This is a genomic window from Trinickia camelliae (assembly GCF_053525655.1).
The window spans coordinates 41,067-65,718 of the sequence record NZ_JBCHAA010000026.1; the positions used below are offsets into that span (position 1 = coordinate 41,067).

General features: G+C 62.1%; 24 protein-coding genes and 1 riboswitch. Of the genes, 12 read left to right on the plus strand and 12 right to left on the minus strand.

Going from position 1 to position 24,652, the window contains the following annotated elements:
- The first annotated feature begins 21 nt into the window (after nt 1-21).
- Entirely contained in the window at nt 22-678 is a 657-nt protein-coding gene (locus tag AAHK20_RS31260; protein ID WP_449185377.1) for an alpha-ketoglutarate-dependent dioxygenase AlkB family protein, read from the plus strand.
- A 95-nt stretch (nt 679-773) separates the two neighbouring features.
- Here the strand turns inward: AAHK20_RS31260 and AAHK20_RS31265 are convergent, their stop codons facing one another.
- The 3 genes from AAHK20_RS31265 to AAHK20_RS31275 form a co-directional block, all read right to left on the minus strand.
- Nucleotides 774-1,040 (minus strand): putative quinol monooxygenase, encoded by a 267-nt coding sequence (locus AAHK20_RS31265; protein WP_449185404.1) that lies wholly within the window; start codon nt 1,038-1,040, stop codon nt 774-776.
- Nucleotides 1,041-1,202: 162 nt separating this feature from the next.
- Nucleotides 1,203-1,634, minus strand: coding sequence for a nuclear transport factor 2 family protein (locus AAHK20_RS31270; protein ID WP_449185378.1), 432 nt, complete (start codon nt 1,632-1,634; stop codon nt 1,203-1,205).
- 88 nt (nt 1,635-1,722) lie between these two features.
- A complete protein-coding gene (locus AAHK20_RS31275; protein WP_449185379.1) occupies nt 1,723-2,031 on the minus strand; it encodes a DUF4148 domain-containing protein in 309 nt (102 codons plus the stop codon).
- A 438-nt stretch (nt 2,032-2,469) separates the two neighbouring features.
- On the opposite strand from AAHK20_RS31275, the gene AAHK20_RS31280 reads away from it, so the two are divergent.
- The 8 genes from AAHK20_RS31280 (at nt 2,470) to AAHK20_RS31315 (ending at nt 12,353) form a co-directional block, all read left to right on the plus strand.
- Entirely contained in the window at nt 2,470-2,907 is a 438-nt protein-coding gene (locus AAHK20_RS31280; protein ID WP_449185380.1) for an OsmC family protein, read from the plus strand.
- Between the two features lie 151 nt (nt 2,908-3,058).
- Entirely contained in the window at nt 3,059-3,451 is a 393-nt protein-coding gene (locus AAHK20_RS31285; protein WP_449185381.1) for a VOC family protein, read from the plus strand.
- A 219-nt stretch (nt 3,452-3,670) separates the two neighbouring features.
- A complete protein-coding gene (locus tag AAHK20_RS31290) occupies nt 3,671-4,666 on the plus strand; it encodes a cupin domain-containing protein (RefSeq protein WP_449185382.1) in 996 nt (331 codons plus the stop codon).
- Nucleotides 4,667-4,789: 123 nt separating this feature from the next.
- Nucleotides 4,790-5,329, plus strand: a complete 540-nt coding sequence (locus tag AAHK20_RS31295) for a carboxymuconolactone decarboxylase family protein (RefSeq protein WP_449185383.1) — start codon at nt 4,790-4,792, stop codon at nt 5,327-5,329.
- A gap of 111 nt (nt 5,330-5,440) precedes the next feature.
- The gene (locus AAHK20_RS31300; RefSeq protein ID WP_449185384.1) at nt 5,441-8,635 is read left to right on the plus strand and encodes an efflux RND transporter permease subunit; all 3,195 of its coding nucleotides are present in this window, start codon (nt 5,441-5,443) and stop codon (nt 8,633-8,635) included.
- Complete coding sequence (locus AAHK20_RS31305) at nt 8,628-9,788, plus strand: efflux RND transporter periplasmic adaptor subunit (protein ID WP_449185385.1); 1,161 nt, start codon at nt 8,628-8,630, stop codon at nt 9,786-9,788. The genes AAHK20_RS31300 and AAHK20_RS31305 overlap by 8 nt, the downstream gene beginning before the upstream one ends.
- Nucleotides 9,785-11,218, plus strand: coding sequence for an efflux transporter outer membrane subunit (locus AAHK20_RS31310; RefSeq protein WP_449185386.1), 1,434 nt, complete (start codon nt 9,785-9,787; stop codon nt 11,216-11,218). Before AAHK20_RS31305 ends, AAHK20_RS31310 begins: the two co-directional genes overlap by 4 nt.
- A 52-nt stretch (nt 11,219-11,270) precedes the next feature.
- Nucleotides 11,271-12,353 (plus strand): LysR family transcriptional regulator, encoded by a 1,083-nt coding sequence (locus tag AAHK20_RS31315; protein ID WP_449185387.1) that lies wholly within the window; start codon nt 11,271-11,273, stop codon nt 12,351-12,353.
- Here the strand turns inward: AAHK20_RS31315 and AAHK20_RS31320 are convergent.
- Entirely contained in the window at nt 12,331-13,041 is a 711-nt protein-coding gene (locus AAHK20_RS31320) for a GNAT family N-acetyltransferase (RefSeq protein WP_449185388.1), read from the minus strand. The genes AAHK20_RS31315 and AAHK20_RS31320 overlap by 23 nt on opposite strands.
- A 98-nt stretch (nt 13,042-13,139) precedes the next feature.
- Between AAHK20_RS31320 and AAHK20_RS31325 the strand changes: the two genes are divergently transcribed.
- Nucleotides 13,140-14,102, plus strand: a complete 963-nt coding sequence (locus AAHK20_RS31325; RefSeq protein ID WP_449185389.1) for a GlxA family transcriptional regulator — start codon at nt 13,140-13,142, stop codon at nt 14,100-14,102.
- Between the two features lie 206 nt (nt 14,103-14,308).
- Here the strand turns inward: AAHK20_RS31325 and AAHK20_RS31330 are convergent, their stop codons facing one another.
- From AAHK20_RS31330 to AAHK20_RS31345, 4 genes are all read right to left on the minus strand, one after another.
- Complete coding sequence (locus AAHK20_RS31330) at nt 14,309-15,139, minus strand: enoyl-CoA hydratase/isomerase family protein (RefSeq protein ID WP_449185390.1); 831 nt, start codon at nt 15,137-15,139, stop codon at nt 14,309-14,311.
- Nucleotides 15,140-15,175: 36 nt separating this feature from the next.
- Nucleotides 15,176-15,853 carry a VOC family protein gene (locus AAHK20_RS31335; RefSeq protein ID WP_449185391.1) on the minus strand — a complete coding sequence of 226 codons (678 nt, stop codon included), beginning with the start codon at nt 15,851-15,853 and terminating at the stop codon, nt 15,176-15,178.
- A gap of 53 nt (nt 15,854-15,906) precedes the next feature.
- The gene (locus tag AAHK20_RS31340) at nt 15,907-16,920 is read right to left on the minus strand and encodes an alpha/beta hydrolase family protein (protein WP_449185392.1); all 1,014 of its coding nucleotides are present in this window, start codon (nt 16,918-16,920) and stop codon (nt 15,907-15,909) included.
- Nucleotides 16,921-17,122: 202 nt separating this feature from the next.
- Nucleotides 17,123-18,070 (minus strand): cupin domain-containing protein, encoded by a 948-nt coding sequence (locus AAHK20_RS31345; protein ID WP_449185393.1) that lies wholly within the window; start codon nt 18,068-18,070, stop codon nt 17,123-17,125.
- A gap of 237 nt (nt 18,071-18,307) precedes the next feature.
- Between AAHK20_RS31345 and AAHK20_RS31350 the strand changes: the two genes are divergently transcribed.
- Entirely contained in the window at nt 18,308-19,264 is a 957-nt protein-coding gene (locus AAHK20_RS31350) for a LysR family transcriptional regulator (RefSeq protein WP_449185394.1), read from the plus strand.
- A 19-nt stretch (nt 19,265-19,283) separates the two neighbouring features.
- A riboswitch (cobalamin riboswitch) is annotated at nt 19,284-19,480 on the plus strand.
- 90 nt (nt 19,481-19,570) lie between these two features.
- Nucleotides 19,571-21,550 carry a TonB-dependent receptor domain-containing protein gene (locus AAHK20_RS31355; protein WP_449185395.1) on the plus strand — a complete coding sequence of 660 codons (1,980 nt, stop codon included), beginning with the start codon at nt 19,571-19,573 and terminating at the stop codon, nt 21,548-21,550.
- A 4-nt stretch (nt 21,551-21,554) separates the two neighbouring features.
- Here the strand turns inward: AAHK20_RS31355 and AAHK20_RS31360 are convergent, their stop codons facing one another.
- From AAHK20_RS31360 to AAHK20_RS31375, 4 genes are all read right to left on the minus strand, one after another.
- The gene (locus AAHK20_RS31360) at nt 21,555-22,346 is read right to left on the minus strand and encodes a DUF899 domain-containing protein (protein ID WP_449185396.1); all 792 of its coding nucleotides are present in this window, start codon (nt 22,344-22,346) and stop codon (nt 21,555-21,557) included.
- A 147-nt stretch (nt 22,347-22,493) separates the two neighbouring features.
- Nucleotides 22,494-23,291 carry a sensor histidine kinase gene (locus AAHK20_RS31365; protein WP_449185397.1) on the minus strand — a complete coding sequence of 266 codons (798 nt, stop codon included), beginning with the start codon at nt 23,289-23,291 and terminating at the stop codon, nt 22,494-22,496.
- Nucleotides 23,233-23,889, minus strand: a complete 657-nt coding sequence (locus AAHK20_RS31370) for a response regulator transcription factor (protein WP_449185398.1) — start codon at nt 23,887-23,889, stop codon at nt 23,233-23,235. The genes AAHK20_RS31365 and AAHK20_RS31370 overlap by 59 nt, the downstream gene beginning before the upstream one ends.
- Nucleotides 23,890-23,921: 32 nt before the next feature.
- Entirely contained in the window at nt 23,922-24,311 is a 390-nt protein-coding gene (locus AAHK20_RS31375; protein WP_449185399.1) for a DUF3331 domain-containing protein, read from the minus strand.
- Nucleotides 24,312-24,652: the final 341 nt, after the last annotated feature.

The following is a 24,652-nucleotide window of genomic DNA, read 5'->3' on the forward strand; positions in this document are numbered from 1 at the left end:
ATTGCGCTCGACGAGTCGTGAATGGGTCAAAGGCGCGCTCGAAAGAATCAACCTGTGCCAAGCTTTCAGTTGGCGCCGAAAAAGGACAATGTCATGCAGTGTCAGCAGGACCTTTTCGAACCCGATCCGATCTCACTCGTTCGCGACGAGGAAGGCGGTATCCGCTATTTGCCGGTTCGAATAAGCAAGAGTGAAGCGGACCGCTGGTTTGGTCTGCTGCTGACAAACACCGACTGGGGCGCTTATCGCCGGATGATGTACGACCGGGAGGTCGCCGTACCGCGCCTTATAGCAGGCTGCACGGACAATGGAAGTGCTGAGTTGCCTGAGCCGCTGGCAGATGCGTTCGCCGAGGTGCGCTTGTTGGTCGAGGCACCCTTCAATTCGGTCGGATTGAATCTCTATCGCGATGAAAAAGATAGTGTTGCTCTACATAGCGACAAGGTCGAAAAACTCGTCGTAGGTCAGCCAATTGCCGTCCTTTCCCTTGGCGCCACTCGTCGAATGTCGATTCGCCCGAAGACAGGGCCCGGACGAGTAAGACATATTGATCTGGAGGCGGGCAGCGTCCTGGTCATGAGCTATGAGTCGCAACTGACTCACGAACATGGAATCCCCAAAATAGCGCGGCCTTGTGAGCCTCGCATTAGTCTGGCGTTTCGATGCTTTGATTCCTAATGGGGATTGTCAAGTTGAAGCGCTATTCAACCATCTGAATGTGCGCTTCTCGCTCGTTTCAACGGGCATCGAACGGTAGGCCGCTCAACAATTACTTAAGCGTCTGAAGCGGCCGTATCGACAGGCGAAAGTACGTGAATGACGCGCTTCGCGATCAGATGTTTGATCTTCGCACCGTACTCGCCCACGTGAGGGGAGGCCAGATGGGCCTGAAACTGCGAATAGTCGTCCCACTTCTCAACGACGACGAAGCTGTCCTGCCCAAGCGCAATCGGAGTTTCTTCAACGTTCACGGGATCGAAGAAGGCGGCGTATTCGATGCATCCATTTCGGCGCGTACTGGAACGGTGTTCGCGCGATATGCAGCGAGCACTTCGTCACGATGGCCAGGGAGCGTGGTGATAAAAGCGAGAACGTTAATCATCGGGTCCTTCGGTTAGGTTTCAAGGAAGATCCGGAAGGACGACAACCTAGCTGACGCTGGTTGCCGCCCGTACCGGGCGCTGCATGAGTGCTCAGCGTGCTTATGAAGCAGGCTTGTTCAAGCCGGCGACGAGTGCCTTGAAGCCGACCCATCCCCAATAGACCCGGTGGTGGGCAATGAGCCCGTTCTCGATGTCCATCACCTCGACAAGATCAACCTGATCGCCGTGCGGTGTGTCGCGCGGATACTCCCAGGTCAGTTGCCGGCCATTGGAGAAGAACGTCCCCGTTCGATACCAGCGGCCAAGGTCGTTCTGTAGTTTGCGAAGACCCGCGTCGAAGAAGGGCTGGATTTGCGCTTTGCCCTTCAAGATACCCTCAGTGCTGTCTTTCAAAGTCACCAGGATCAAAGGGGTTTCAAGGATGGCGTCCTCGGCATAGAGCGCCATCAGGCCGTCCAGATCGCGGCTCAGGATCGTTTCATGCCAGCGTTCATAAACGTGGCGGATTTCAGCATCGGTGTTTACGGTCATGGTTGACTCCAAATAAAAATAAAAAACAGCTTCCGTTTAATCAAACTTGTCACGACGCAATCGCGGCACCGTGACAGCGACAAATCTGTTACGGATGGCTGTAGATCGCGTTCCAGTCGGCCTTCGAGATGGCCGGGCGTCCCGCATCCGATGAGCCATTGGCGACACCGCCAACGCCTGTTGCATCGTTTTGTGCTGCCACCTTGGCTTCCGCAGCCTGAACCTGCTCCGGATAAGTGGTGTTGTCGCCATCGCCGGGGTGGTAACCAGCATTTTCGAGCTGGATTAGTTCGGCGCGTACCTGTGCACGGGTGACAGGGGCGTTCGATTGGGCAAACACGGCAACCGGAGCAGCAAGGGCGACGGCAACGACAACGGCTTGAATAAGGGACTTCATCTGGCGATCCTTCGATGTGTGGGTAGGAGCCCCAACTTTAAGTTGAGGCGTTGTGTTCGCCCAGTCGTGAATGGGTCAAAGGCACGCTCGAAAGGATCAATCGGTGACAGGTGGCGTCAGTTCGCGACGCTTTACCAAAGGGGCGGCCGCTGCTGTGGTTTCGCGGGGAAGGGGCGGTCGACCCGTCTACCGGGCATCGCCCTACGCGTCCCGTCGATTTCCCCACCTCGAGCACCTCCGGATCCGTCCCGGGCTCGCCGCTAGGCGAGCGGTACCCGCCAGCACGAGCTTTCTGACTAGATGCAAAAGCGTCGCGAACTGACGCCACCGTTCACAGATTGATCCTTTCGAGCGCACCTTTGACCCATTCACGACTCGTCGAGCGTGACGCCTCAATTTAAAGTTGCGGCTCCTAACCTCACATCGAAGGAATCAATCATGGAAAAGATCGAAAAAGTTCTCGCCTCAGGCACCACCCACGCCGCGATCAATCGCGACCCCAACGTCAAACCCGGCGCCCTCGACCTCACGCTGTCGGCGCCCGGCGTTGAAAGCCTCGAGTTCATCGCCGCCGACCTGCACCCGAGAGCCGAGCAGTTGTTTGCGGGCGCGTGGGCGGCCTGTTACACCACGGTGTTCGGGAGGGTGGCCTCGCTGAAGAAGGTCGCGCTGCCGTCCGACTATTCCGTGGACATCGAGGTAAGCATTGGGTCCTCTGGTGCCGGGTATTGCCTAGGCGCCCAACTCACCGTCCGCGTGCCCGGTCTGGCAACGGAAATCGTCGAGGAAGTCGCGCAGCTGACCCATCAGCACTGCCCTTACTCGAAGTCTGTGCACGGCAACATCGAGGTCATCACGAACATCGTCACGGTGTGATCGGATAAGGCGCGCACGTCTCACCAAACGTTTTTGCACGTCGGTATTTGTGCATATGCATCGCTTGGCCGTTGCGCATTGTCGCTCTTCATGCGCGACGGCCACAGCATCGGATGGGGCGTGGTTTATTTACTTAAGTAGGAAGGAAGCAATGTTCAGTCACGTAGTGGTCGGTACCAACGACCTGAATAAAGCAAAGCGCTTTTACGATGCGGTGCTAGGCGCGCTCGGCTATGGTGAAGGCCTCAGCGACGATGACGATGTGCGCCGGCGCTATGTCTATCGCACCAACACCGGGCTTTTTATCGTCACCCAGCCGATCAATGGTCAGCAGGCTAGCCCTGCCAATGGTGGAACGATTGGCTTTGCCTGCCAGTCGGCCGAGCAGGTCGATCGGTGGCATGCCGCCGGGGTCGCCAACGGTGGAACTTCGGCTGAAGCGCCACCCGGCGTGCGTAAGACCGCGTCTGGCGGCCTCTATCTCGCCTATCTGCGCGATCCGGACGGCAACAAGATCGGCGCCCTGCATCGCGCGCCGGACTGAAGCGAACAACGGCGCCAAAAGCGCGCTCGATCGGCGGCGACCATAGCGGCACGCGGGCGCCGCCGCAAGAACTCTACGGTGCGAAATAGCAGGGGCCGGTGAAATTGACAACTGGTTGTAGTCTATAAGGCAGCGGCCCGGCGTTCTTTGTATTGCGATTTATCGCACGTCGAACGAGCGCTTAACGGTCATATGCCGCTATCAATGGGGTTGTCCGATATGGAATACCAGACTGACTGGCTCACCCGATTCATGGAACTCGTGACCGTCACCGGGAAACTGCAAACTCGGTGCGCGTTGGGAGCGCCGTGGGCAAAGAAATACACCCAGGCCGGACCTCAAGAAATACCGTACCACATCATATTGACCGGCACGGCCTTACTCGAGAATTCGGATGATAGGGCAACCTACGAATTACGGGCGGGCGACATCGTGTTGCTGCCGCACGGTTCGGCGCATGTGCTGCACGACGGCAGCGGCGCGCCACCGGTGCCATCCAAGGAACGCGCTTCGGGCAGTTTTCTTGTTAGCGAAAATGGCGGCACTGGCGAGGCGCTGGACATGTTGTGCGGGCGATTTTTCGTCGCGCCGCCTCATGACCGGTTAATCCGAAGCTATCTACCATCGGCACTCGTGGTGCGTACCGAAGACATTGGCATCGCTGCACAGAGCCTGCCGCAGGCCGAACGTCTGAGCCGGCTCGTCGCGCTGATGCGGGCCGAATCGATGGACAACGAAGTGGGCAGTGGCGCGATCCTGAACGCGCTTTCGTCTGCGCTGTTTGCGTTGACGTTGCGGGCGGCCGGTGAGGCCGGTCACGCACGTACCGGCGTGCTGGCGCTCGCCGCCCACCCAAGGCTCGCGCCTGCGGCCGCTGTCATGTTCAGCGACCCAGCGCGAGCGTGGACGCTTCCGGAACTGGCCGAACTATGCTGCATGTCGCGCGCCACGTTCATGCGGCATTTCCAGGCGAGTCTCGGCTGCTCCGCGATGGATCTGCTGACCGATATCCGAGTCAGCACCGCCGCGAACGCGTTGCGAAAATCCACATCGTCCATCGAAGCGGTTGCCGATCAGGTCGGGTATCAGTCGGTGTCTGCGTTTGGGCGCGTGTTTGCTCAGCGGATGGGGATGACGCCGGGCGACTGGCGGCAGCAAGCGCTTAAGGGCGGTGCCCCCCGGGTATCGGACGACGAGGCAGACGCAGTTAGCTGACGCGATCGCGGGGGCGAGTGAGGTTGATCCTTTCGAGCGAGCCTTTGATGCATTCGCGACTCGGCGAACGTAACGCCTTAATTTACAGTTGCGGCTCATATCCACATATCGAAGGAATCCAAAATGAGCCGTATCTCCGTACCCGACGTCGCATCCGCCACGGGTGCCGTTGCCGAAGCCCACGCCGCGACCAAAAAAGTAACGGGTGGCGTTGTTCCGAATCTGTTTGCCGCGGTCGGCGCCTTGTCCCCCGATGTCCTCAAGGCGTATATGAACGCTGAAGAGATCCTCGGTGCAGGCACGCTAGGCGGTAAGGATATCGAAACAACCAAGGTTGTCGTCAGCGAATTAAATGGCTGCGACTATTGTGTTGGCGCGCACGTCATGATCGGGAAAATGGTGGGGCTTTCACCGGAATCGCTCAAGCAGATCCGCGCAGGCAATCCCACGGGCGATGCAAAGCGTGATGCGCTCGTGCAATTCGTACGGCTCCTTCAGCAGAGCAGCGGCACGATAACCGCCGAGCAGTTTGCGGCAATCAGGGCGGCCGGTTACACCGATGCGCAACTGGTTGAAATCGCGCTCGCGATCGCACTGACAGTGTTCACCAATACCTTCAATCGCATCAACGACACGACGCTCGACGTGCCGCGCGCGGATTGATGTAGAGGGCAACGCAACGAAGCTGAGTGCGTTCGACGGTTCGACCGTCAGGTCGTCCGTCAGCACCGAAACCTGTAAGCACGTGCATCTGCACCCAATTGGAGTGTCACTATGTGGATCGTCAGGATCGCACTCAGAAGACCCTATACGTTTATCGTCCTCGCGCTGCTGCTCGCCATAATCGGGCCGCTCACCGTGCTGCGTACGCCGACGGATATCTTTCCCAATATCAACATTCCGGTCGTCAGCGTCATCTGGAACTATAGCGGCCTGCCGCCGAACGAGATGGGCAACCGGATCACCGGCAACTTCGAGCGATTTACGCTCATCACGGTCAACAATATCGAGCATATCGAATCGCAGTCGCTCTCGGGCGTTGCGGTTATCAAGTACTTTTTTCGTCCTGGCACGAACATCGATCTGCCGGTGAGTCAGTTGACGGCGGGTGCACAAACGTGGCTCAAGCAATTGCCGCCAGGCATCACGCCGCCGCTTATCGTCTCCTATAACGCCTCCAGCGTCCCCATCATCCAGCTGGCGCTTTCCAGTAAGACGATTCCGGAGCAGGGTCTCTTCGACCTCGCCAACAATTTCGTCAGAACTCAGCTCGTTGGCGTTGCGGGCGCATCCATTCCGTATCCGTACGGGGGGCGTGTACGCCAGGTGCAGGTCGATCTCGACCAGCAGCAGTTGCAGGCGCGCGGCGTTTCGGCCGACGACGTGGTCAACGCGATCAACGCGCAGAACCTGATCATTCCCGCCGGCACGCAAAAGGTAGGAGAGTTCGAGTACAACATCAAACTGAACGGCAGCCCGGTTGCGGTTCAGGACCTCAACGACCTGCCGATCAAAACGGTCAACGGCACGCTCGTCTACGTCCACGACGTTGCGCATGTGCGTGACGGCGCGGCGCCGCAGACCAACATTGTCCGCGTCGATGGCCAGCACGCGTCGCTGATGACGATCCAGAAGACAGGCACCGCGTCGACCCTCGATATCATCGGTCAGATCAAGGCGCTGCTGCCGTCCGTGCGCAACGCGTCACCGTCCGCGCTCGACATTCAGCCGATCGGCGATCAATCGGTATTCGTCAAGTCGGCCATCAGCGGCGTGGTCCGTGAAGGCGTGATAGCCGCCGCGTTGACCGCGCTCATGATCCTGCTCTTCCTCGGAAGCTGGCGCTCGACGCTCATCATCACCATTTCGATCCCGCTGTCAGTGCTCTGCTCGCTGATCGGGCTGTCGCTTCTCGGCGATACGATCAACATCATGACGCTGGGGGGACTGGCGCTCGCCGTCGGCATTTTGGTCGACGATGCCACGGTCGCCATCGAAAGCATCAATGCCCATCTCGAGCGTGGCGCTGAAGTCGAGACGGCCGTCCTCGCAGGCGCTCAGGAAATCGCCGTGCCGGCATTGGTCGCTACGCTGTGCATATGCATAGTTTTTGCCCCGATGTTCTTCCTGTCCGGCGTCGCGCGCTATCTGTTCGTGCCGCTGGCGGAGGCGATCGTCTTCGCCATGCTCGCGTCCTATGTGCTCTCCCGCACGCTGATCCCCACCCTTGCGAAGTACTGGCTGCGGATGCACGAGGGGCACGACGCGGAGCACGGCTCGCGCAATGCGTTCGTCAGACTGCAGGGTGCCTTCCAGCTTGGCTTCGAGACACTGCGGCTGCGCTACCACCAGCTCCTGGCGCGCATGATTGCACGGCGCCGCGTCTTCATCGCGGTGTTTCTCGGCTGCATGCTGGCGTCCCTTGCGCTCGTTCCGTGGCTCGGCAGCAACTTCTTTCCGTCGGTCGACAGCGGTCAGATCAAGCTGCACCTGCGCGGCCATGCTGGGCTGCGGGTCGAGGAAACCGCAGGACTCACCGATGAAGTCGAGGCGACCGTTCGCAAGACAATTCCGGGATCCGAAATATCAAGCGTCGTCGACAATATCGGCCTGCCGGTGAGCGCCCTCAACCTCTCGTACAGCAACTCCGCACCGACTACCGCCGCCGATGCCGACATTCTCATCACGCTGAAAGAGAAGCATCGTCCGACCGCGGACTATGTGCGTCAGTTGCGGGCATCGTTGCCGCAGGCGTACCCGGGCGTGAGCTTCGCTTTCCTGCCTGCCGACATCGTTAGCCAGATCCTGAACTTCGGCGCCCCGGCGCCAATCGATATCCAGGTCAGCGGATTCAACGTCGAGGCCAACGACGCGTTCGCGCAGCGACTGCTGTCGCAGGTGCGGCACGTGTCGGGCATTGCCGATGTGCGCATCCAGCAGGACCTCGACTATCCGGAGTTCGACGTCAACGTCGACCGCAGCCGCGCGCAGGATGTGGGCCTGTCGCAGCGCGAGGTGGCCAACGACCTGCTGTTCACGCTGACGGGCAGCTTCCAGACCAACCCGACGTTCTGGCTCGATCCGAAAAACGGCGTCTCCTATCCGATCGTCACCCAGACGCCGCAGCCGCAGCTCGATTCGCTGGACGCGCTTCGCAACGTGCCGCTCACGGCCGCAGGCGGCCAGCCGAATATCCTAGGGGCAGTCAGCACGATCAAGCGCAGCGTGGGACCGGCTGTGGTCTCGCACTACAACGTGAAGCCGACGATCGACATCTACGCCGCCGTGCAGGACCGCGATCTCGGTGGTGTTGCAACCGACGTCAACAAGATCGTCGATGCCGCGAAAAAGGACCTGCCGCGCGGCTCGTCCATCGTGGTGCGTGGCCAAGTGCAGACGATGCATACGTCCTTCACGGGCCTCTATGGTGGTCTCGCTTTCGCGATCATGCTCGTCTATCTGCTGATCGTCATCAATTTCCAGTCCTGGACCGACGCCTTCATCATCGTCACGGCGTTGCCCGCCGCGCTGGCCGGCATCGTCTGGATGTTGTTCCTGACCCGCACGCCGCTCTCCGTGCCGGCGCTCACCGGCGCACTCATGAGCGTCGGAGTCGCGACCGCAAACAGCATCCTGGTGGTGAGCTTCGCCCGCGATCGTCTGCTCGAGGTGGGCGGCGATGCGTCGAAGGCAGCGACGGACGCCGGCTTCGCCCGCTTTCGCCCCGTACTGATGACGGCACTCGCGATGGTCATCGGCATGGTGCCGATGGCGCTGGGCCTCGGCGATGGCGGCGAACAGAACGCGCCGCTCGGCCGCGCCGTGATCGGCGGGCTTGCCTTCGCCACCGTCGCCACGCTGTTCCTGGTGCCCGCCGTGTTCAGCCTGATTCACGGCGGCGAGAAGAGGGCGCCGGCACCCGGCTCCACCCAACAACGAGTATTGGATAGGGAGTTTGAACATGAGTGAAAATCAACTGCAGCGGCGCAAGCTGCTGCCGCTGTGCGGCGCACTCCTCGTGATCGGCACGATCGCGTGGGGCATCTGGTCGCGTGACAGTGCCGAGGCGGCGCTCGTCAAGGTCACCGCCGACGAGGCGCTGCCGACCGTCTCCGTGATCACGGCCGCCGCCGGTCCCGCCGACGAAGCGCTCGTGCTGCCCGGCACGGTGCAGGCCGAATCCGAGACGCCGATCTACGCGCGCACCAGCGGCTATGTAAAGCGCTGGTACACCGACATCGGTACGCGCGTGAAGGCGGGGACGCTCCTGGCCGAGATCGACTCGCCCGAAGTCGAACAGCAGCTCCGCCAAGCGAAGGCTGACCTGGCAACAGCAAACGCGAACAACCTCGTTGCGCAGCAAACGGCGAAACGCGTCCACGCGTTGCTGCCGACGCAATCGGTTTCAGCCGAGCAGGATGATCAGGCCACCAGCGATGCCACGGCCAAGGCCGCGCTCGTGGCCGCTGCCGAGGCGAACGTCGAGCGTCTGACTCAACTGGTCGGGTTCGAGCGGGTCGTGGCGCCCTATGACGGCGTCGTCACGGCGCGCGAAACCGACGTCGGCAACCTCATCAATGCCGGCAGCGGCAGCGGGCCGGAACTCTTCCGCGTTGCCGACACCAGCAAGCTCAGGATCTATGTCCAGGTGCCGCAGAGCTACGCGGCGCTCGTGAAGCCCGGCGTCACGGCTACGTTGCAGTTCCCGGAATACCCGGGACGGACTTTCCCGGCGAACTTCACGCGCTCCGCCGACGCAATCAATCCGGGAGCGCGGACCCTGCTCGTCGAGCTCGAAGCCGACAACGCGGGCGGTGAGCTGTTCCCAGGCGGCTATACCGAGGTCCACTTCAAGGTGCCGGTCGCGCAGCGCGGCGTGAACATTCCAGCCAACGCGCTGCTGTTTCGCGCCGAAGGGGTGCGCGTGGCGAGCCTCGCAAGCAGTGGCCTCGTCACGCTGCATACGGTCACGCTAGGCCGCGATTTCGGTCCGATAGTCGAAGTCACGACCGGGGTGGCGCCGGGCGAGAAGATCATTCTCAACCCGCCTGCTTCGCTCGCCGACGGCGAGCGCGTGCGGGAGCAGAGCGATCGCAATGCGGCGCCGGGAGGCCGGTCATGAAGCGACTTCTGAAACGCAGCGTACCGCTCGTCGCGTGCCTGCTCTGCGCCTGTGATTTCGCGCCGACCTACGTGCCTCCAGCCGTTGCGACGCCCACCGACTTCAAGGAGTCCGCGGACTGGACGCCGGCGACGCCAAGGGATTCGGCGCCACGCGGTCAATGGTGGATGATCTTCCAGGACCCGGCGCTCGACCGGCTGGAAGACCAGGTGAGCGCCGCGAACCAGAACCTGAAGGTTGCCGTCGCTCAGTATGACGAAGCACGCGCCGACGCAAGGACGGCGCAGGCCGACTATTACCCCACGCTCGACGCGAGCGGGTCCGCATCGCGCCAGGGCTTGTCGCGCGAGGTGGCGAATCCGTTGCCGAGCCGGTCCTTCAATAACTACAGTCTCGGACTCGACTTCAATTACGAAATCGACGTCTGGGGACGCGTGCGCAACCAGGCGAAGGCCGGCGTGGACCGGGAGCAGGCCAGCGCCGCCGATCTCGCAACGGTGGATCTGAGCCTCCATGCCGAGCTCGCCAGCGACTACTTCATCCTGCGCGGCGACGATGCCGAACAGGACGTGCTCGACCGAACGGTCGAGAACTATCGCAAAGCGCTGGAGCTTACGCAGGCAAGGTTCAACATCGGGTACGCGGCCAAGCCGGATGTCTCCGCTGCCGAGGCGCAGTTCGAAAGCGCCACGACACAGGCCACTGAAATCCGGCTGAAGCGCACGAACCTCGAACACGCCATCGCGATCCTCACGGGACAGCCGCCGGCGGGCTTTGCGCTGCCTGAAAACAAGCTCGATGCAACGCCGCCCGACATCGCGCCGGTACTGCCGGCCGCTCTGCTCGAACGGCGTCCCGACGTCGCGGCGGCGGAACGCCGGGTCGCGGCCGCCAATGCGGACATCGGCGTCGCCAAGGCCGCCTATTACCCGGCCTTCAATTTGAACGCGCTTCTCGGTCTGGAGGCCGCCATGCCGAACCACCTATTCACGGCGCCTGCAGAAGCGTGGTCACTGGGCCCTTCCGCCGTAGTGAACCTCCTCGACGGCGGCAAGCGTCATGCGCTCAATGACCGTGCCCGCGCTTCGTATGACGAGGCGGCGGCGCAATACCGCCAGACCGTGCTCGATGCGTACGGCGAGGTCGAAGACAGTCTCGCTTCGCTGCACCTCCTCGCTCGCGAGGCCACCAGCCAGCAAGCCGCCGTGACCGCCGCTGCGGATTCGACGGCACAGGCGACGCATCTCTATTCCGGTGGGCTGGCCAACTACTACAACGTCATCGAGGCGCAGAACATCGAGCTTGCCGCGCGACTGACGCAGGTCGACATAGCGACGCGCCGGATGACCGCCGACGTCTCACTCATCAAAGCGCTTGGCGGCGGCTGGCAGCGCAAGGACGCGCAGACGCCCGCCACCACTACCGACTAGGTTGCTTTGCTTCATCGCCGAAACGATCCCTCTTTGCAGGCGGACGCCGAGTATGGATACCATCAGAAACATGAAAGCCTTTGTCGCAGTGGCGGACACGGGCAGCTTTACGAAGGCGGCACATCAGCTGTCAGCGACGCTGACTGCGATGTCGCGCTCGGTCACCGAGCTCGAAGACCATCTGCGCACCCGGCTCCTGAACCGCACGACGCGTCGAGTCGCAGTGACCGAAGCTGGCCAGCGGTATTTAGAGCGTTGCCGCGAGATTCTCGCATCCGTCGCTGCAGCCGAGGCGGAGGCTTCGGACGCCCACGCCATTCCGGCAGGGACAATCAGGATTCATGCGACGCCGAGCATCGGCCAGAACTACGTTATACCCGCGATTGCCGCCTATCAGGCGCGCTATCCGGAAGTCACCGTCGACCTGACGCTGTCGCAGCACGTGCCGGACCTTCTGGAAGAAGGCTACGACGTGGCAATCCGCTTGTCGCCCGATACGCTGCCGGATTCGAACTTCATTTGCCATCATCTGGGGGCTATCCGCACGGTCCTGTGCGCCGCGCCGCACTATCTGGAGGTCCATGGCATGCCTCGCACCGTAAAGGATCTAACGAGCCATGCGTGTCTGCAACTGACGTTGCCCTTGTTTGCGTCGGACCGATGGCGGCTCATGGGCCCGGACGGAGAGCGCGAATTCCAGCTTCCCGCCAGCCGCTTCAAGGTGAACATGTCCGAAGCGATGGCGGCGGCATTGCACGAAGGCATGGGCATCGGAACCCTTCCGACGCTCGCCGTCCGTTCCGCTTTGCGAGCGGGATCGCTGGTCAGGGTGTTGCCCGACTACTATCTGCAGGAACTCAATGTCTACGCGGTTTACGCTTCCCGGCAATATCTCGATGCAAAGATCAGGACGTGGATTCAGTTCGCCCGTAAATGGATAACCTACGCGATACGCGCAGACGACATAGACATTGCCGGTACGCCTGGGCACGACGTTGAACCGGGACTGCCGCGAACCACGGCAAGCGTGCGGGATGGCGGCTCGGCGGACTTCGCGCGGCCCGTTTCCACCGCTTCGATGCCGGGTAGCGTGCTCGGAAATCCGGCTATGTCTACGCTCCCCCGAGTACCGTGAGATGCATCTCACGCCGTTCGACAAAACCCAGCGTCCGATAGAGCGCGATGGCGGCGTGGTTCAGTTTGAACACATGCAGAAAGGGTGTTTCGGCTCTCGCGCGGATGGCCGCAATCAGCAGCCTCGTCAGGCCGGCCGCATGACCTTGTCCTCGAAATTCGGCATCCACACAGACGGCACTGATTTCGGTATATCCGTCGAGCCGCATGCGCTCACCCGCCATTGCGGCCAGCGTGCCGTTTCTGCGCACGCCGAGATAATCGCCGAGTTCGATGGTGTCCGGGCCAAACGGCCCAGGCTGCGTTGCAGTGGTCAGGGCGAGCATCTCAGGCACATCACGCTCGGAGAGCCTGACGTGCTCCCAGGCACTCGTGGGGTCGAGCTTGCCTTGCCAGATCATCTGAAGCAGCGTCGTATGCGTGATGACGGAGAGCCCGGCCGGAGGCAGGACCTCGCCCGGGGTAACCAAAGCAACCGGACCGTGCGCCTCGATCAATCCACGCAAGGCTTCGAAGGATGCCGGACTGGCATCGGCCATGGCAGCAAAGCGCGACATGGCTGTCGGAAACCGCAGTGCTCGATCATCCCCGAATGCAAAGCGGCGCTGCTTGCTGGTGAGCGCATTCCATACGACGTCGTCGAGCGGGTGCTCGCTGCCGGTATCTTTCCTTGCTGATGCCTTAGACATTCCTTGCTCCTCCATTGAAGGTTTTCTGTCGCGCAGAATAGTCTTAAACCGGCCGGGGAAATAGCCTCGCAAATGACATTATTCGAGGCATTTACGCCATGCGTATCTTCGTTTTTCCCTTGGATGGCGTGTTCGATACGGGCATGGCCGTGGTACTCGACGCAATCAGGATCGCGAATGGGCTGGCCGCGGTTGCGCGTCCCGGCGAGCCACGGCCGTTCGACGTCGAGTTGGTCGGCCTCCGATCCCGAATCAGAACGGCGCTCGGCATGAGCGTCCCCACAAAAAAGACGCACAGCATGCCGCTGCCGGACTGGATCGTGGTGCCCGCGATCAGTGCCGGAACGCCTGATGCTTTGGTGCAATGTCTCGAACGTCCGGCCGTACGGGATGCCGGCGCACAGTTGCGTCGTTGGCAAGGACAAGGTGTCCGAATCGCCGCCGCTTGCATAGGGACTTTCGTCCTCGCCGAATCGGGCCTGCTCGACGGGCAGGAGGCGACCACGACATGGTGGCTCAGCCCGTTATTCCGAAGCCGCTACCCTGAAGTTCGCCTCGACCAAGACCGCATGCTCGTCCCTTCGGGGCCGTTCGTGACCGCTGGCGCGGCGATGGGGCATCTGGATCTCGCGCTCTGGCTGATTCGGCAAGCGAGCCCGGAATTAGCCACGCTCGTGGCGCGGTACATGTTGGTCGACGGACGGGTATCCCAGGCGCCCTATATCATCCCCGATCACCTCGCACATCGTGATCCTCTCATCGAGCGATTCGAGCGATGGACACGCGCGAATCTGGCGAGGGGATTCTCGCTGCAGGGGGCCGCGCATGACCTCGCAACGACCCCGCGGACGCTGCAAAGGCGTGCCGAAGCCGTGCTCGGCAAATCCCCCTTGGCCTACTTTCAGGATCGGCGGGTCGAGCGTGCCAGGCATCTGATCGAGACAAGCTCGATGGATCTGGATGCCATTGCCGCAGAAGTCGGCTACGCAGACGGCGCAACGCTTCGAACGTTGCTTCGCCGGAGACTGGGTCGAGGAGTGCGCGAACTCCGATCAAACTGAGCGGGACGGTCTCGCACCCGTTGGTTCGTTTGGATGCTGGCGTATGGGCTGAAATTCGTCGAGCTCGCGCGCGTCCAAGGATTGCAACCTGTGCTCAATGTCCATACCGAGTCCGTTCAGCAAGCGAACCGGAACATGGGAGTGACCTGGACGCGGTTAGCCTTTAAGAACTCGCGGTAAGAAGGGATAGATTAGTTGGCGAGCGGCTAGTCCGTGTCATCGTTGCTCGCCCGCCCAAGCGCAGGCAGGTACCTACCGAAGTTCATTTCAAAGTCGCTCGGAACACCATAGGCCAGAGCTCGAAGCTTGGCACGGCGTGCCTGCCCACTTGGCGAGGCCAGCGCCGGGAAGAACAGGTCAATGCTCGACTGGAGCTCGCCACTTGTCGGCGTTCCAAACCGATTGACCTGAGCTTTCGCCGCGCCGAGTGTCTCGCGGTCGAATGAGGCCAGACGTCGAGCGAGCGTATCGACAAACGAGTCGAGTTCGTCATCGTCCAGCGTGCGGTTCACCCAGCCATAGCGCTCGGCGATGTCAGCATCGAAATCGTCGGCGCTGAGCACGATCTCAAGTGCCCGGGAGCGGCCGACCAAGCGCGGCAGCCATTCCATCGCTCCGCCGGCCGGGACCAGACCAACGCCGACCTCGGGGTTGCCGAACAGGGCGCTTTGCCGGCTGGCAAAGCGCATGTCGCAAGCGAGCACGAACTCGTTACCGATGCCGCGCGTGCGGCCGCGAATCTTGGCGATGCTCACGACTGGCATGGACGAGAGTCGCAGCACGCAGTCGCGCCAAAGGACCAGCACCTCTGGCTGTTCAGCGGCCTTGGCTACGTCGAGATGGGCGACGAAAAAATCGGGATTCGCCGACTGGAACACGACGACCTTCACGGACGTGTCCGCCTCGAGGTCGCTCAATAGCGCTCCCATTTCGACGATCGTCGTAGGAACAAACATGTTGATCGGCGGGTTGCTGAAGGTAATCGTCCACCGGCCCGGATAAGTGCGGTCGATGTCGAACTGCGAAGAGTCGGGCATGGTGCTTCTCCTCAGGCGATAGTCAGTACCGCCAGCTCACAAGGGCAGGTCCTTTCCTGCTTGCTCACAAACCATGTACTCCGCGTACCATTCGGGCCAATTCTCATCGCGTTGGCCGCCCATCCGCTTCTCGTGCTCGCCGTGCGCGGCCTCCGCCCGCCGGAACGCCGCCGCGAGGTCCGCTCGCGAGGTGAAGGTCGTGGCGTCGGTGTCCACGCGACCGGGCGCTCGCTGAGTGAGTTCCTGGAACAGCCAGCCATTGCCGTCCGGATCGCTGAACGAGGCGAACGAGCGGTAGCTGCGACGCTCGGGGTCCGGACCGCTTACTCGATTCCGTCCGAACAGATAGGGCTCATCCGAGCCGGCGTACGCGCCGGCGGCGTCATGGAACACTCCGCTGATCTCCACGCCACGTCCCTGCAGTTCCTTGCAAGCGGCTTCGGCGTCGGAGACGATCAGATACAGGCCCTGCGCGGAGCCGGGTGTGGCCGCGGTGACGTTCTTGCCGAAGATGACCGAGCACCCGGAACCGGGCGGCGTGAACTGGATGACGCGGAAGCCGCCATCATCCGAGGCGAAGTCGGCGTCGAGCCGCCACCCCAAGCCGCCGTAAAAGCGCTTGGCGCGATCGACGTCCGAAACAGGGATGACGACGACCTCGAGCTTCATGTCCACGCCCCGCATGTTCGGAGTCCCGACTGCAGCGCTGCTCATGTGACCCTCCGATGGCTTTGACCTTCGTCCTATTCTAGGTCGGCCTCGTCGCATCAATCCGCAGAGTGTGATGTGACATCGTCGGATTTGGACGGGTCCTGGAAGAACTGCACGACATCGGCGTTGAAATGTTCATGGAATGCTGTACGGTCGAAGCCCGGCAGGCTGTTGCAGATTTGCGGCATCTTTCGTGACAGGCGGGCATCGCAGGGTGGCAGGAAATCGTAGTGGCCCGCGTCCGCGACTACGTGATATTCGGGCGGTTGGGGCAGGTCGGCGCGCACTGCCTCGTCATAGTAGGGATCGGGTTGATGACGATCGTCAGCCGCTCGCCAGAGCTGGATCGGGGCTTGGACGCTGCTTAACCCTGTGCGGCCGAAGGTGAAGCCGAACGCGGGCGCGGCGACGACTACGGCCTTGATGCGAGGATCGTGGACCCAGTTGCTGACGGGAACATCCGCCCCGATATGGGGATCGACACCGGCGTGCTTCAAGGCCTCGCATAGATCGTGCTCCGGGTGGGCCTCGCAATACGGGGCGATCTTCGAAAGATCAGGGATTCCGCCTGCGGCCACGAGCACGGTGAAGCCACCGTTGGAAAAGCCAAAGGCACCGACGCGGGCCGCGTCAAGCTGCCCGTGCCAACGCCACTCTTCGAGCATGTAGTCCACCAGCCGGTGAAGCTGGGCAGGACGGCGCCACAGTTCCAACACATGGCTCTGGTCATCGGAAGTGTCGCCGGCGTGGCTGACTGCCGCTACCACGAAGCCCGCGTGAGCCAAGGCGAGAGCCGTATCGTAGTGGCTGTCGTACCGTCCTCCGCCGCCATGCGACATCACCACCAGCGGGAGGCGCTGGCCGGCGATCGGAGCGTCCGGCGCCACGGTCTGAGTGAAGGTGCCCAAGGCGTGCGGTGTGGCCGGCGCATCGGTTGGATACCAGATCCCGGCCGTTAGCGGCGGCTCCGCGCCATTCGCTATCTTGACCTCTTCGAAACCGACATTGGCGGCACGGCAAGGCGCGCTAACCAGGGCAAAAAGAATGATGATCACGGCCGTCAATCTCACGTGGACTCCTTTGTTGTTGTCGTCCTGATGAACGGAACGGTACTAAGTGACCATTTCGAAACGGATAGTACGCCGCTGCCTCTTATCGTGCGGCTTTGTATCGATTCTTCGTTCCGCGAGCGTGACGTCGAGCGTGATACCTCGATAGTGCCGAAGTGCTGTCCGTCACATCCAGCACTCCGGCTGTTCCACTCACCAGCGGCTAGCGCGAAAACCGAATATCAAGCGAGCGAAGGTAGGTCTGAAGCCCGGCATCCTGCAACGGAATGACGTACGCCACGTCATCCGATTCGTTGAAGTGGGCATGCCAGTGGCCCGGCGGCGTCACGAATGCCATGCCCGGCATCCAGTCCACGCGTACCGGATTGACGATGTTGCCTTCGGCATCCAGCTCCGTGCCGACCAGCGTATAAACCCCCGGCTTGCACGCAGGAATGAAGTCGAGTGCGATCGACTGATGGCGGTGCGGTTTCTGCGTGCTGTTCGGTGCGATGACGCCGAACATTGCCCACATCGAGTGCGTGACGGTGCGGGTCTGCGGAAAGTGCCGGTTGCCGAGCAAGACGCTCACGCGGTTGCGCCGGCCGGCGTTCGGCGCGCTCGACACCTTGTCGAGCTCCTCCTTGGCCTTTGCAGCAGGGTAGAGCGTAGGTGTGAAGCGGGCCCGCGAAATCTCGACGCCCAGATAATTCAGCAGCGGTCCATCGTTCACGTAGTAGAGGCGCGCGGTCGCTTCAGCGGCCAGCACGACTTCGCCGCCGCCCGGCAACGAGAAGAAGTCGCCCTTGCCGAAACGGAAGGCCGTGTCCTTCTGCGCGACCGTGCCGGCGCCTTCCAGCACATAGAACACTTGCGAGGTCGCGTTCGGATTGACCGACAGCTTCTCTCCCGCGACGATGCGCAGGAAGTTGGCCAGCAAGCCGGGGCCTGTTGCCGGGTAATCGCAGCCCAAATCGGGGGAAAGATCGAGCGGCACGATGCGCGTCGGTCCGTCTTCGTACAGCACCGAAGGAAAGGACCGATACGGCACGCGCGTAATCAGCTTTGCGCCGATGGGATTTGCCGACGAGGTGTATTCGAAATATTGCGCATCGCGCATGACGGCTTCATCGTTGATCTGAAGTGTCGAAAGCGTGGTTTTATCAAGCATGATCGAGTGGCTCCTGAATTGACTCGCTGCGCCTTGCAGCGAGCGGCGCTGATGCGAACGACCGCAAGTCATTGCACGTCAGCAGCTGACTGCAATTTAGGAGCAACCCGAGCGCAGCAGAACCGCGCCGCGCGGAATTCAGCTTTGCATAAAAGGGAACACTGAATCGAGTGCCTTGCCCTACACTGCACGTGGCGCCAAGTGGCGCCATATGGCCCGCGACACCTTTTCCCGCCCATGGATTACTTCGCTGCAATACGCGCATTTCTTTCCGCCGCGGAGTTGGGAAGCTTCAGCAAAGCGGCGGCGCGCATCGAGGTGAAGACCTCGACCGTCTCCCGCTACATCACCGAACTCGAACGCGATCTGGGGATTGCACTCTTCAATCGTTCGACCCGGGGCCTCGTGCTCACGGAAGGCGGGCGCGTGTTCCGCGAGCAGGCGGTGGTCGTCGTCAAGAGCCTCGAAGAAGCGCGCGAAGTCACGTCGTCGCTCAACAGTTCGCCGCGCGGACTCTTGCGCGTGACGATGCCTTGCTCGTTTGGCCGGAGGCATGTGATCCGTCACCTGCCTGAGTTCATGGACCGTTATCCGAAGATCGACGTCGACGTCGTGATGACCGACGAGGTGCTCAACATCATCAAGTCGGGGATCGATCTCGCGATCCGCATCGGCGTCCTGCCGGACTCGCAATTGATGGCGCGGCAACTGGCGGCGCATCGGCGCGTGGTCTGCGCAAGCCCCGCTTATGTCGCGCAACACGGCGCGCCTGGATCGCCGGCGGACCTGGCGGCGCATGCCGCGCTGCGTTTTTCTCGCGTGGAGGACGACCGCTGGCTGCTCATCAATCGCGTGCACACTAAGCAAGAAGCCGTATCGGTGACGCTGCGCGGGAGGCTGCGCCTCGACGATACCGAAGCCGTGCTGGATCTCGCGATGGCGGGGCGCGGCGTTGCCTTGCTGCCGACCTGGGCGATCGGCGACGCGTTGCGCGACGGCAAGCTGGTCCAGTTGCTGCCCGAGTGGGAGGCGCAGCCTGCGAGGGCGGCTGCGGCCGTATGGGCGGTTTATCCTCCGAAGAAAACGGTGTCGTCGAAGGTGAGGGCGTTCATCGACTTCTACACGGCCGTCTTCAACCGCGAAGGTTGCTTCGACGCGACACCCGGCAAGCGCGCGATGGCCCGCAAAGGTTGACTGCGCAGCGCGGGAATCGTTACCCTCCCGCCTTGATGGTTCCCGTCAAAGGGATCAAAAGGGAACGCAGTAGAAGCGTCCACGCTTCGAGTCTGCGGCTGCCCCCGCAACTGTACGCGGCGAGCTCATGCCAGTCATGACCACTGGGAAACCGGGAAGGTCGGCAATGGGCGGCGACCCGCAAGCCAGGAGACCTGCCATCAACCGAGGTCCTAGCAAGCCGCGCCGGGCGGGGTGTCCCGATGCGTCAGCGCCGCATTGGCGGTCGCGCGTTGCAAGGACAGCTCCGACCTCTGGAACTGTCATATGTCCACCACGATTAGAACAACCGCTTTCTTTCAGAAAGCTTTATCCCGTCACGTCGCGGGCGTTTCCTCCGTCCTCGTGCTTTCGCTGGGCGCGCAGATCGCACAGGCTGCGGACGATTCGACGCCGACACAGCCCGCGCAGGTTTCGTCCGACACCGCCACGTTGCCCGCAGTCGTCGTGACCGCCGACACGCAGCATTTGCCGCAGTCGTTCGATCAGCGCTATGCGACGACCTGGGTGCTCACGCGTCAGGATCTCGACCGCCTGTCCCCCGAGGACCCCAGCATCACGCAGGCGCTGGCAACGCTACCTGGCGTCACCGTTTCGCAAACGGGCGGCCCGGGCTCCGCGTCTTCGGTCAGCATCCGGGGCTCGTCGGCTCAGCAGGTCGCCGTGTTCATCGACGGCATCCGGGTCGGCTCCTCCACGACGGGCATTGCCGAATGGCAGGATCTTGCGACTTCTTCGTTCGACCGGGTCGAGGTGATCTCGGGCCCGGCCGCCGCTTCATTCGGCGCGAACGCCGTGGGCGGCGTGGTGCAGCTGTTCACACGCCATGCGTCGAATCAGCCGAATCAGACCACCGTCTCCTTCGGCGGCGGCTCGAACACGACCTTCGACACGCAGGTTCGCACTTCCGGCAGCGTGCCGTCGACCGGCCCGCTTTCGGCGCTCTCCGGGCTCACGTATTCGCTGGGGCTGCACGACTACAACACCGACGGCATCGATGCGACCCAGCCGTATGCGTTCGGCCACGAGAACGGCCGCAACCCGTATCACGCGCAGGACGTCGACGCGCGGCTCGGCTACGCGCACGGCGACTGGTCGATCTCCACGTTCGCGCTGTATCACAAGTCCAATCTCTCGTTCGACAACGCGGGCGGCGTCGACCAGGAGCTCGATCATCAGCTGACGACGGGCGTGGCGTTTCATTGGGACATCACGCCGGACACCCAGTTCGACCAGTCCGTCGGCTACGCGAACGACCGCCAATTCTTCTACGCCTCAGATCCGACCATACCGACCGACGAGATCGACTCGCAGCGCTTCAGCACGTCGACCTCACTGACCCATCAGGAACGCGGGTTCAAGCTGTTTGGCCTGCCGCTGTCGGGCGAGACGAAGCTCGCGTACGACTTCACGCGCGAACAGGCCTTCCTGCCGATCGACATCCCAAGCGGCGTGCCGACGCGCAACGATTCCGCGGTGTCGCTGCATCAATCGACGACGCTCGGCCCCGTCACGCTGTTCCTCGCGGGACGCCACGAGATTGTCGAAGGCAACGCGGTCAATACGGGCAATGTCGCGCTCTCGTATGCGATCACGCCGGTTTACACGGCGCGGCTGTCGTATGGCAACGCGTTCCGCCTGCCGACGTTCAACGACCTGTACTACCCGACATTCGGCAATCCGAACCTTCAGCCCGAGCGCAGCGATTCGGTCGAGGCGGCGCTCGATGCGAACACGTCGTTCGGCACGTTCACCGCGGCGATCTACGACACCCGCGTGCACGATTTGATTTCGTATAACGCGGCAACGCAGGCGCCGGACAACATCGGGCGGGCGCGCATCCAGGGCATCGACCTCTCGTACAAGGGCACGCTCGGCAAGTCCACCCCGGTCAGCCTCTCAGTGGGCATCCTGAATCCGCAAGACGTCTCCGACGATACCTGGCTCAATCGCCGTCCACGTCAGACGGTCAGCTTGATCGTCGACCACAACTGGGACGAGTTCCATCTTCATGCGCTCAGCACTGGCGTCTCCGTGCTGTACGGCGGATCGACCTTCGACGACCAGCTCAATACGACTTATCTGCCGTCGTACACCACGGTCGACCTGCGCGCCTCGTACCGGGTCAATTCGCATCTGACCGTGTCCGCTAACCTGTCGAATATCTTCAACCGGCAGTACGTGACCGCTTACGGATACAACTCGCTGGGCCGCACGGCATTCGGCAAGGTTTCGTACACGTTCTAAGCGGTCAGGGTTTCGAGTCTTTGTTTCGGAACGCCGCTTCGCCGGCGTCCGAAATCTCGACCCACTTCTTGTCCGGCGCCGCATCCGCGACGTAGCTGTCGTGCCAGTTCCACCACTTGTAGGTCGCGGTCTGCGGATAGCCCGCGGGCGAGTCTTCCCAGACCTCCTGCCTGCCGAGCGGCGTGATGTCGAGGTAGTTCCAGGTGCTCCCCATCTGCTCGTCGCCGCGATTGTTGAGGAAGTAGGTGCGGAATATGCGGTCGCCGTTGCGGTAGAACACGTTCGTGCCGTGCCACTCGTCGACACCGAAGTCGGCGTCGAAGCGGTCGGTGATGGTGACCCACGGGATATCGTCCCAGCCCATGTGCGCCTTCAATCGCGCGATGTCGGCCTGCGGCGCGCGCGAGGCGAAGACCAGGGTGGTGTCGCGCGCATTCAGGTGGGCGAGGTGGGCGACCTGGTCGGCCACCATCGAGCAGCCCCGGCAGGCGTGTTCGGGCCAGCCGAACACGCCCGGCTCGTAGAACGCGCGATAGACGATCAGCTGACGCCGGCCGGCGAACAGATCGAGCAAGCTGACCTTGCCGGCGGGCCCCTCGAACACATACGACGTTTCCACCGCCATCCACGGCATGCGCCGGCGCTCGGCAGCGAGGGCGTCACGCGCGCGGGTCTGGGCTTTTTCTTTCACGAGCAGTTCCGCGCGGGCCGCCTCCCACGCTTGCGGCGACACGACGGGGGGCGTCTGCATGAGAGGCTGTCCGCCTTTCGGTCCATTGCTGGATGAAGTAGTCATGGCTTGCGTTTCTCCTGATGTGAGCGATTTCCGGCGGCGCGTGGCGCCAGGTGCGGCTCCTCGCTCGTGGTTGGGCGTGAGAGATAGCTTGGCACCGGGGAATCGAACCTTGGGAGTAACAAGTGTGACGCTATTTCGCTGTTTCGATCAGGCGCGCGGAAGAGTGATGGTGAAGGTCGCGCCGTGATCCGGATTGTTCGTAGCCGTTATGTGACCCCCATGCGCTTCGACGATGGAGCGGCAGATCGAGAGCCCCAGACCTAACGCGCCTGCTCGGGTTGTGATGAAAGGCTCGAACACTTGTGTCAGATCTTCGATGGCGATTCCAGGTCCGTTGTCGGCCACTGAGACGGCGACCGCGTCCGTATGCGTCGCGTAAGAGGCGATCACCAGCTTCGCGGGCCTGCCTTGAGTCCCGTTCATCGCTTGCAGCGCGTTCTGCGTGAGGATCAGGAAGACCTGCTCGAGCCTGACGGCGTCGGCCATCGTGTCGGCAAGCGGGGACGAAAGCCGGAGTTCCAGCGTAGCGCCATAGGCGGCCATCTCATTTGCAATAAGCGGCGCGACTTCCGTGACGATGTCATTCATCGATGTCCGCACAAGCCGTGGCGGAGCGCGCCGGCAATGCTCGCGAATCCGTTTGAGGGTGTCCGATGCCCGGCGCCCGTCGCTCGTCATTCGCTCGACGCACGCCTGAATCTCGGCACTTGAAGGATTGTCGCGATGCGCCCAACGAAGGCAGGCTTGGCCGTCCAGTACGATCGCGGAAAGGGGTTGAGCCATTTCGTGGGCAATCGATGCGCTCAGCTCTTCAAGCACGGCAAGACGCATCTCTTCGATGAGATGGGCCCGGATCGCTTTCAGAGTGTCTTCGGCTGGCATCGGGCTAGTTGAGGCTGAACCGGGCGAGACCGAGAAGCCCCGCTTTCTGCACGAGGTCGGCAACCGATCGCGCGCCCATCTTGTGCATGACTTGTCCGCGGTGCATCTTCACCGTGACTTCGCTCAGCGCCAGACCGGCGGCGATCTGTTTGTTCAGCAGGCCCTCGAGGACGTGCGACATGACTTCCCGTTCGCGCGGCGTGAGCGCGGCGTAGCGGCGTCGCAGCTCGGCATTGAGCGCATTCGATTGCCTGCGCGCCAAGTCTCGCTCGATGCCGAGCGCCACGGCGTCGAGGACTTCCTGGTCGCGTAAGGGCTTCGTCAGGAAATCGACGGCGCCGGCTTTCATCGCCTTCGCGCACATCCAGACATCGCCGTGGGCGGTAATGAAAACAATCGGAACCGGATGGTCGCGAAGCGCGTCCTGGTCCTGGAAAACCAGGCCGCTGTAGCCCTGCAGGCGCACATCCAGTACGAGACAACTGGGTAGCTCCGGCCGTTCGAATTGCAGGAACGCATCGCACGAGCCGAATACTTCGGTCCGCATGCCGGTCGAGCGCAATAGGCTCGATAGCGCTTGTCGCTGCGATTCATCGTCGTCTATCACGTAGACGATCGACTCCGACGCCGTTGGAACCTGAGTGCTTAAGAGGCTTGCCACGAGTCCTCCTTTTGCCGCGCATGTGTCATGCGCTAGGCAACGCCGTCACACGGGATCGTTTCCATCACCGAGGCCAGGATCATCGCGTCGATATTGCGTGGGGGAGGCTGCACCAGCCGAGGGCGATAGACGGCATCGCCCGACATGATGAGCTGTCCGCTCAGTGCGCAGACGCTACGCCTGCGCGCCGTGCCGCGCCGCCAGATCTGCTCGCCATAGCAGCAGGCCGTCGAATCGCGCCACTCGACCGTGGCGGCGGCTTTGCCTTGACGTTCCAATACCTTGATCGCGCAGGTCCGGTACGAGCCGTTGCGGTAGTCGGAGCGGGCGGGGCGAAGACTCGCTGCCAGGACGAGGTGCTCAGAATTGAGCAGGGCCATCGTGTGGAACCAGGGGCGGTCCTCGTCGAGGGCTTCATGCATGATGCGGCTCCTTCGAACAATCGGAATGAAGGGGGCGGTTCACCGTTCTACCCTTGCTTGGATGGTATGCAGTGAAAGCGCGGGCCGCTATTACATAAAACTGGAGTTGATTCTTTGGGGGTGGTTGTATTTCGGGGGGGATTGGCTGTTGCGTAATGCGGCGGAAGGTGGGGGATTTAAGCGTTTGGTATCAAAACCACGTACCGTGCGATCTGAATGTGCCGCGCTTTTGTCCGATTTTCATCAGGTCGCCGCAAATAGCGTGAACTACACTGGTTTTCGCCATGCGCCTTTAAAGCGTGGCTGACTCACGAAGTCCTCATCGCGCGAACCTTCGTGCA

Coding starts and splice junctions, on each gene's coding strand:
- AAHK20_RS31310 (WP_449185386.1), top strand. CDS start 9,785: ATGAAGCGACTTCTGAAACGCAGCGTACCGCTCGTCGCGTGCCTGCTC.
- AAHK20_RS31295 (WP_449185383.1), top strand. CDS start 4,790: ATGAGCCGTATCTCCGTACCCGACGTCGCATCCGCCACGGGTGCCGTT.
- AAHK20_RS31300 (WP_449185384.1), top strand. CDS start 5,441: ATGTGGATCGTCAGGATCGCACTCAGAAGACCCTATACGTTTATCGTC.
- AAHK20_RS31345 (WP_449185393.1), bottom strand. CDS start 18,070: ATGCTTGATAAAACCACGCTTTCGACACTTCAGATCAACGATGAAGCC.
- AAHK20_RS31375 (WP_449185399.1), bottom strand. CDS start 24,311: ATGCATGAAGCCCTCGACGAGGACCGCCCCTGGTTCCACACGATGGCC.
- AAHK20_RS31355 (WP_449185395.1), top strand. CDS start 19,571: ATGTCCACCACGATTAGAACAACCGCTTTCTTTCAGAAAGCTTTATCC.
- AAHK20_RS31325 (WP_449185389.1), top strand. CDS start 13,140: ATGCGTATCTTCGTTTTTCCCTTGGATGGCGTGTTCGATACGGGCATG.
- AAHK20_RS31275 (WP_449185379.1), bottom strand. CDS start 2,031: ATGAAGTCCCTTATTCAAGCCGTTGTCGTTGCCGTCGCCCTTGCTGCT.
- AAHK20_RS31330 (WP_449185390.1), bottom strand. CDS start 15,139: ATGCCCGACTCTTCGCAGTTCGACATCGACCGCACTTATCCGGGCCGG.
- AAHK20_RS31285 (WP_449185381.1), top strand. CDS start 3,059: ATGTTCAGTCACGTAGTGGTCGGTACCAACGACCTGAATAAAGCAAAG.
- AAHK20_RS31315 (WP_449185387.1), top strand. CDS start 11,271: ATGGATACCATCAGAAACATGAAAGCCTTTGTCGCAGTGGCGGACACG.
- AAHK20_RS31305 (WP_449185385.1), top strand. CDS start 8,628: ATGAGTGAAAATCAACTGCAGCGGCGCAAGCTGCTGCCGCTGTGCGGC.
- AAHK20_RS31270 (WP_449185378.1), bottom strand. CDS start 1,634: ATGACCGTAAACACCGATGCTGAAATCCGCCACGTTTATGAACGCTGG.
- AAHK20_RS31260 (WP_449185377.1), top strand. CDS start 22: ATGGGTCAAAGGCGCGCTCGAAAGAATCAACCTGTGCCAAGCTTTCAG.
- AAHK20_RS31280 (WP_449185380.1), top strand. CDS start 2,470: ATGGAAAAGATCGAAAAAGTTCTCGCCTCAGGCACCACCCACGCCGCG.
- AAHK20_RS31320 (WP_449185388.1), bottom strand. CDS start 13,041: ATGTCTAAGGCATCAGCAAGGAAAGATACCGGCAGCGAGCACCCGCTC.
- AAHK20_RS31360 (WP_449185396.1), bottom strand. CDS start 22,346: ATGACTACTTCATCCAGCAATGGACCGAAAGGCGGACAGCCTCTCATG.
- AAHK20_RS31290 (WP_449185382.1), top strand. CDS start 3,671: ATGGAATACCAGACTGACTGGCTCACCCGATTCATGGAACTCGTGACC.
- AAHK20_RS31350 (WP_449185394.1), top strand. CDS start 18,308: ATGGATTACTTCGCTGCAATACGCGCATTTCTTTCCGCCGCGGAGTTG.
- AAHK20_RS31335 (WP_449185391.1), bottom strand. CDS start 15,853: ATGAGCAGCGCTGCAGTCGGGACTCCGAACATGCGGGGCGTGGACATG.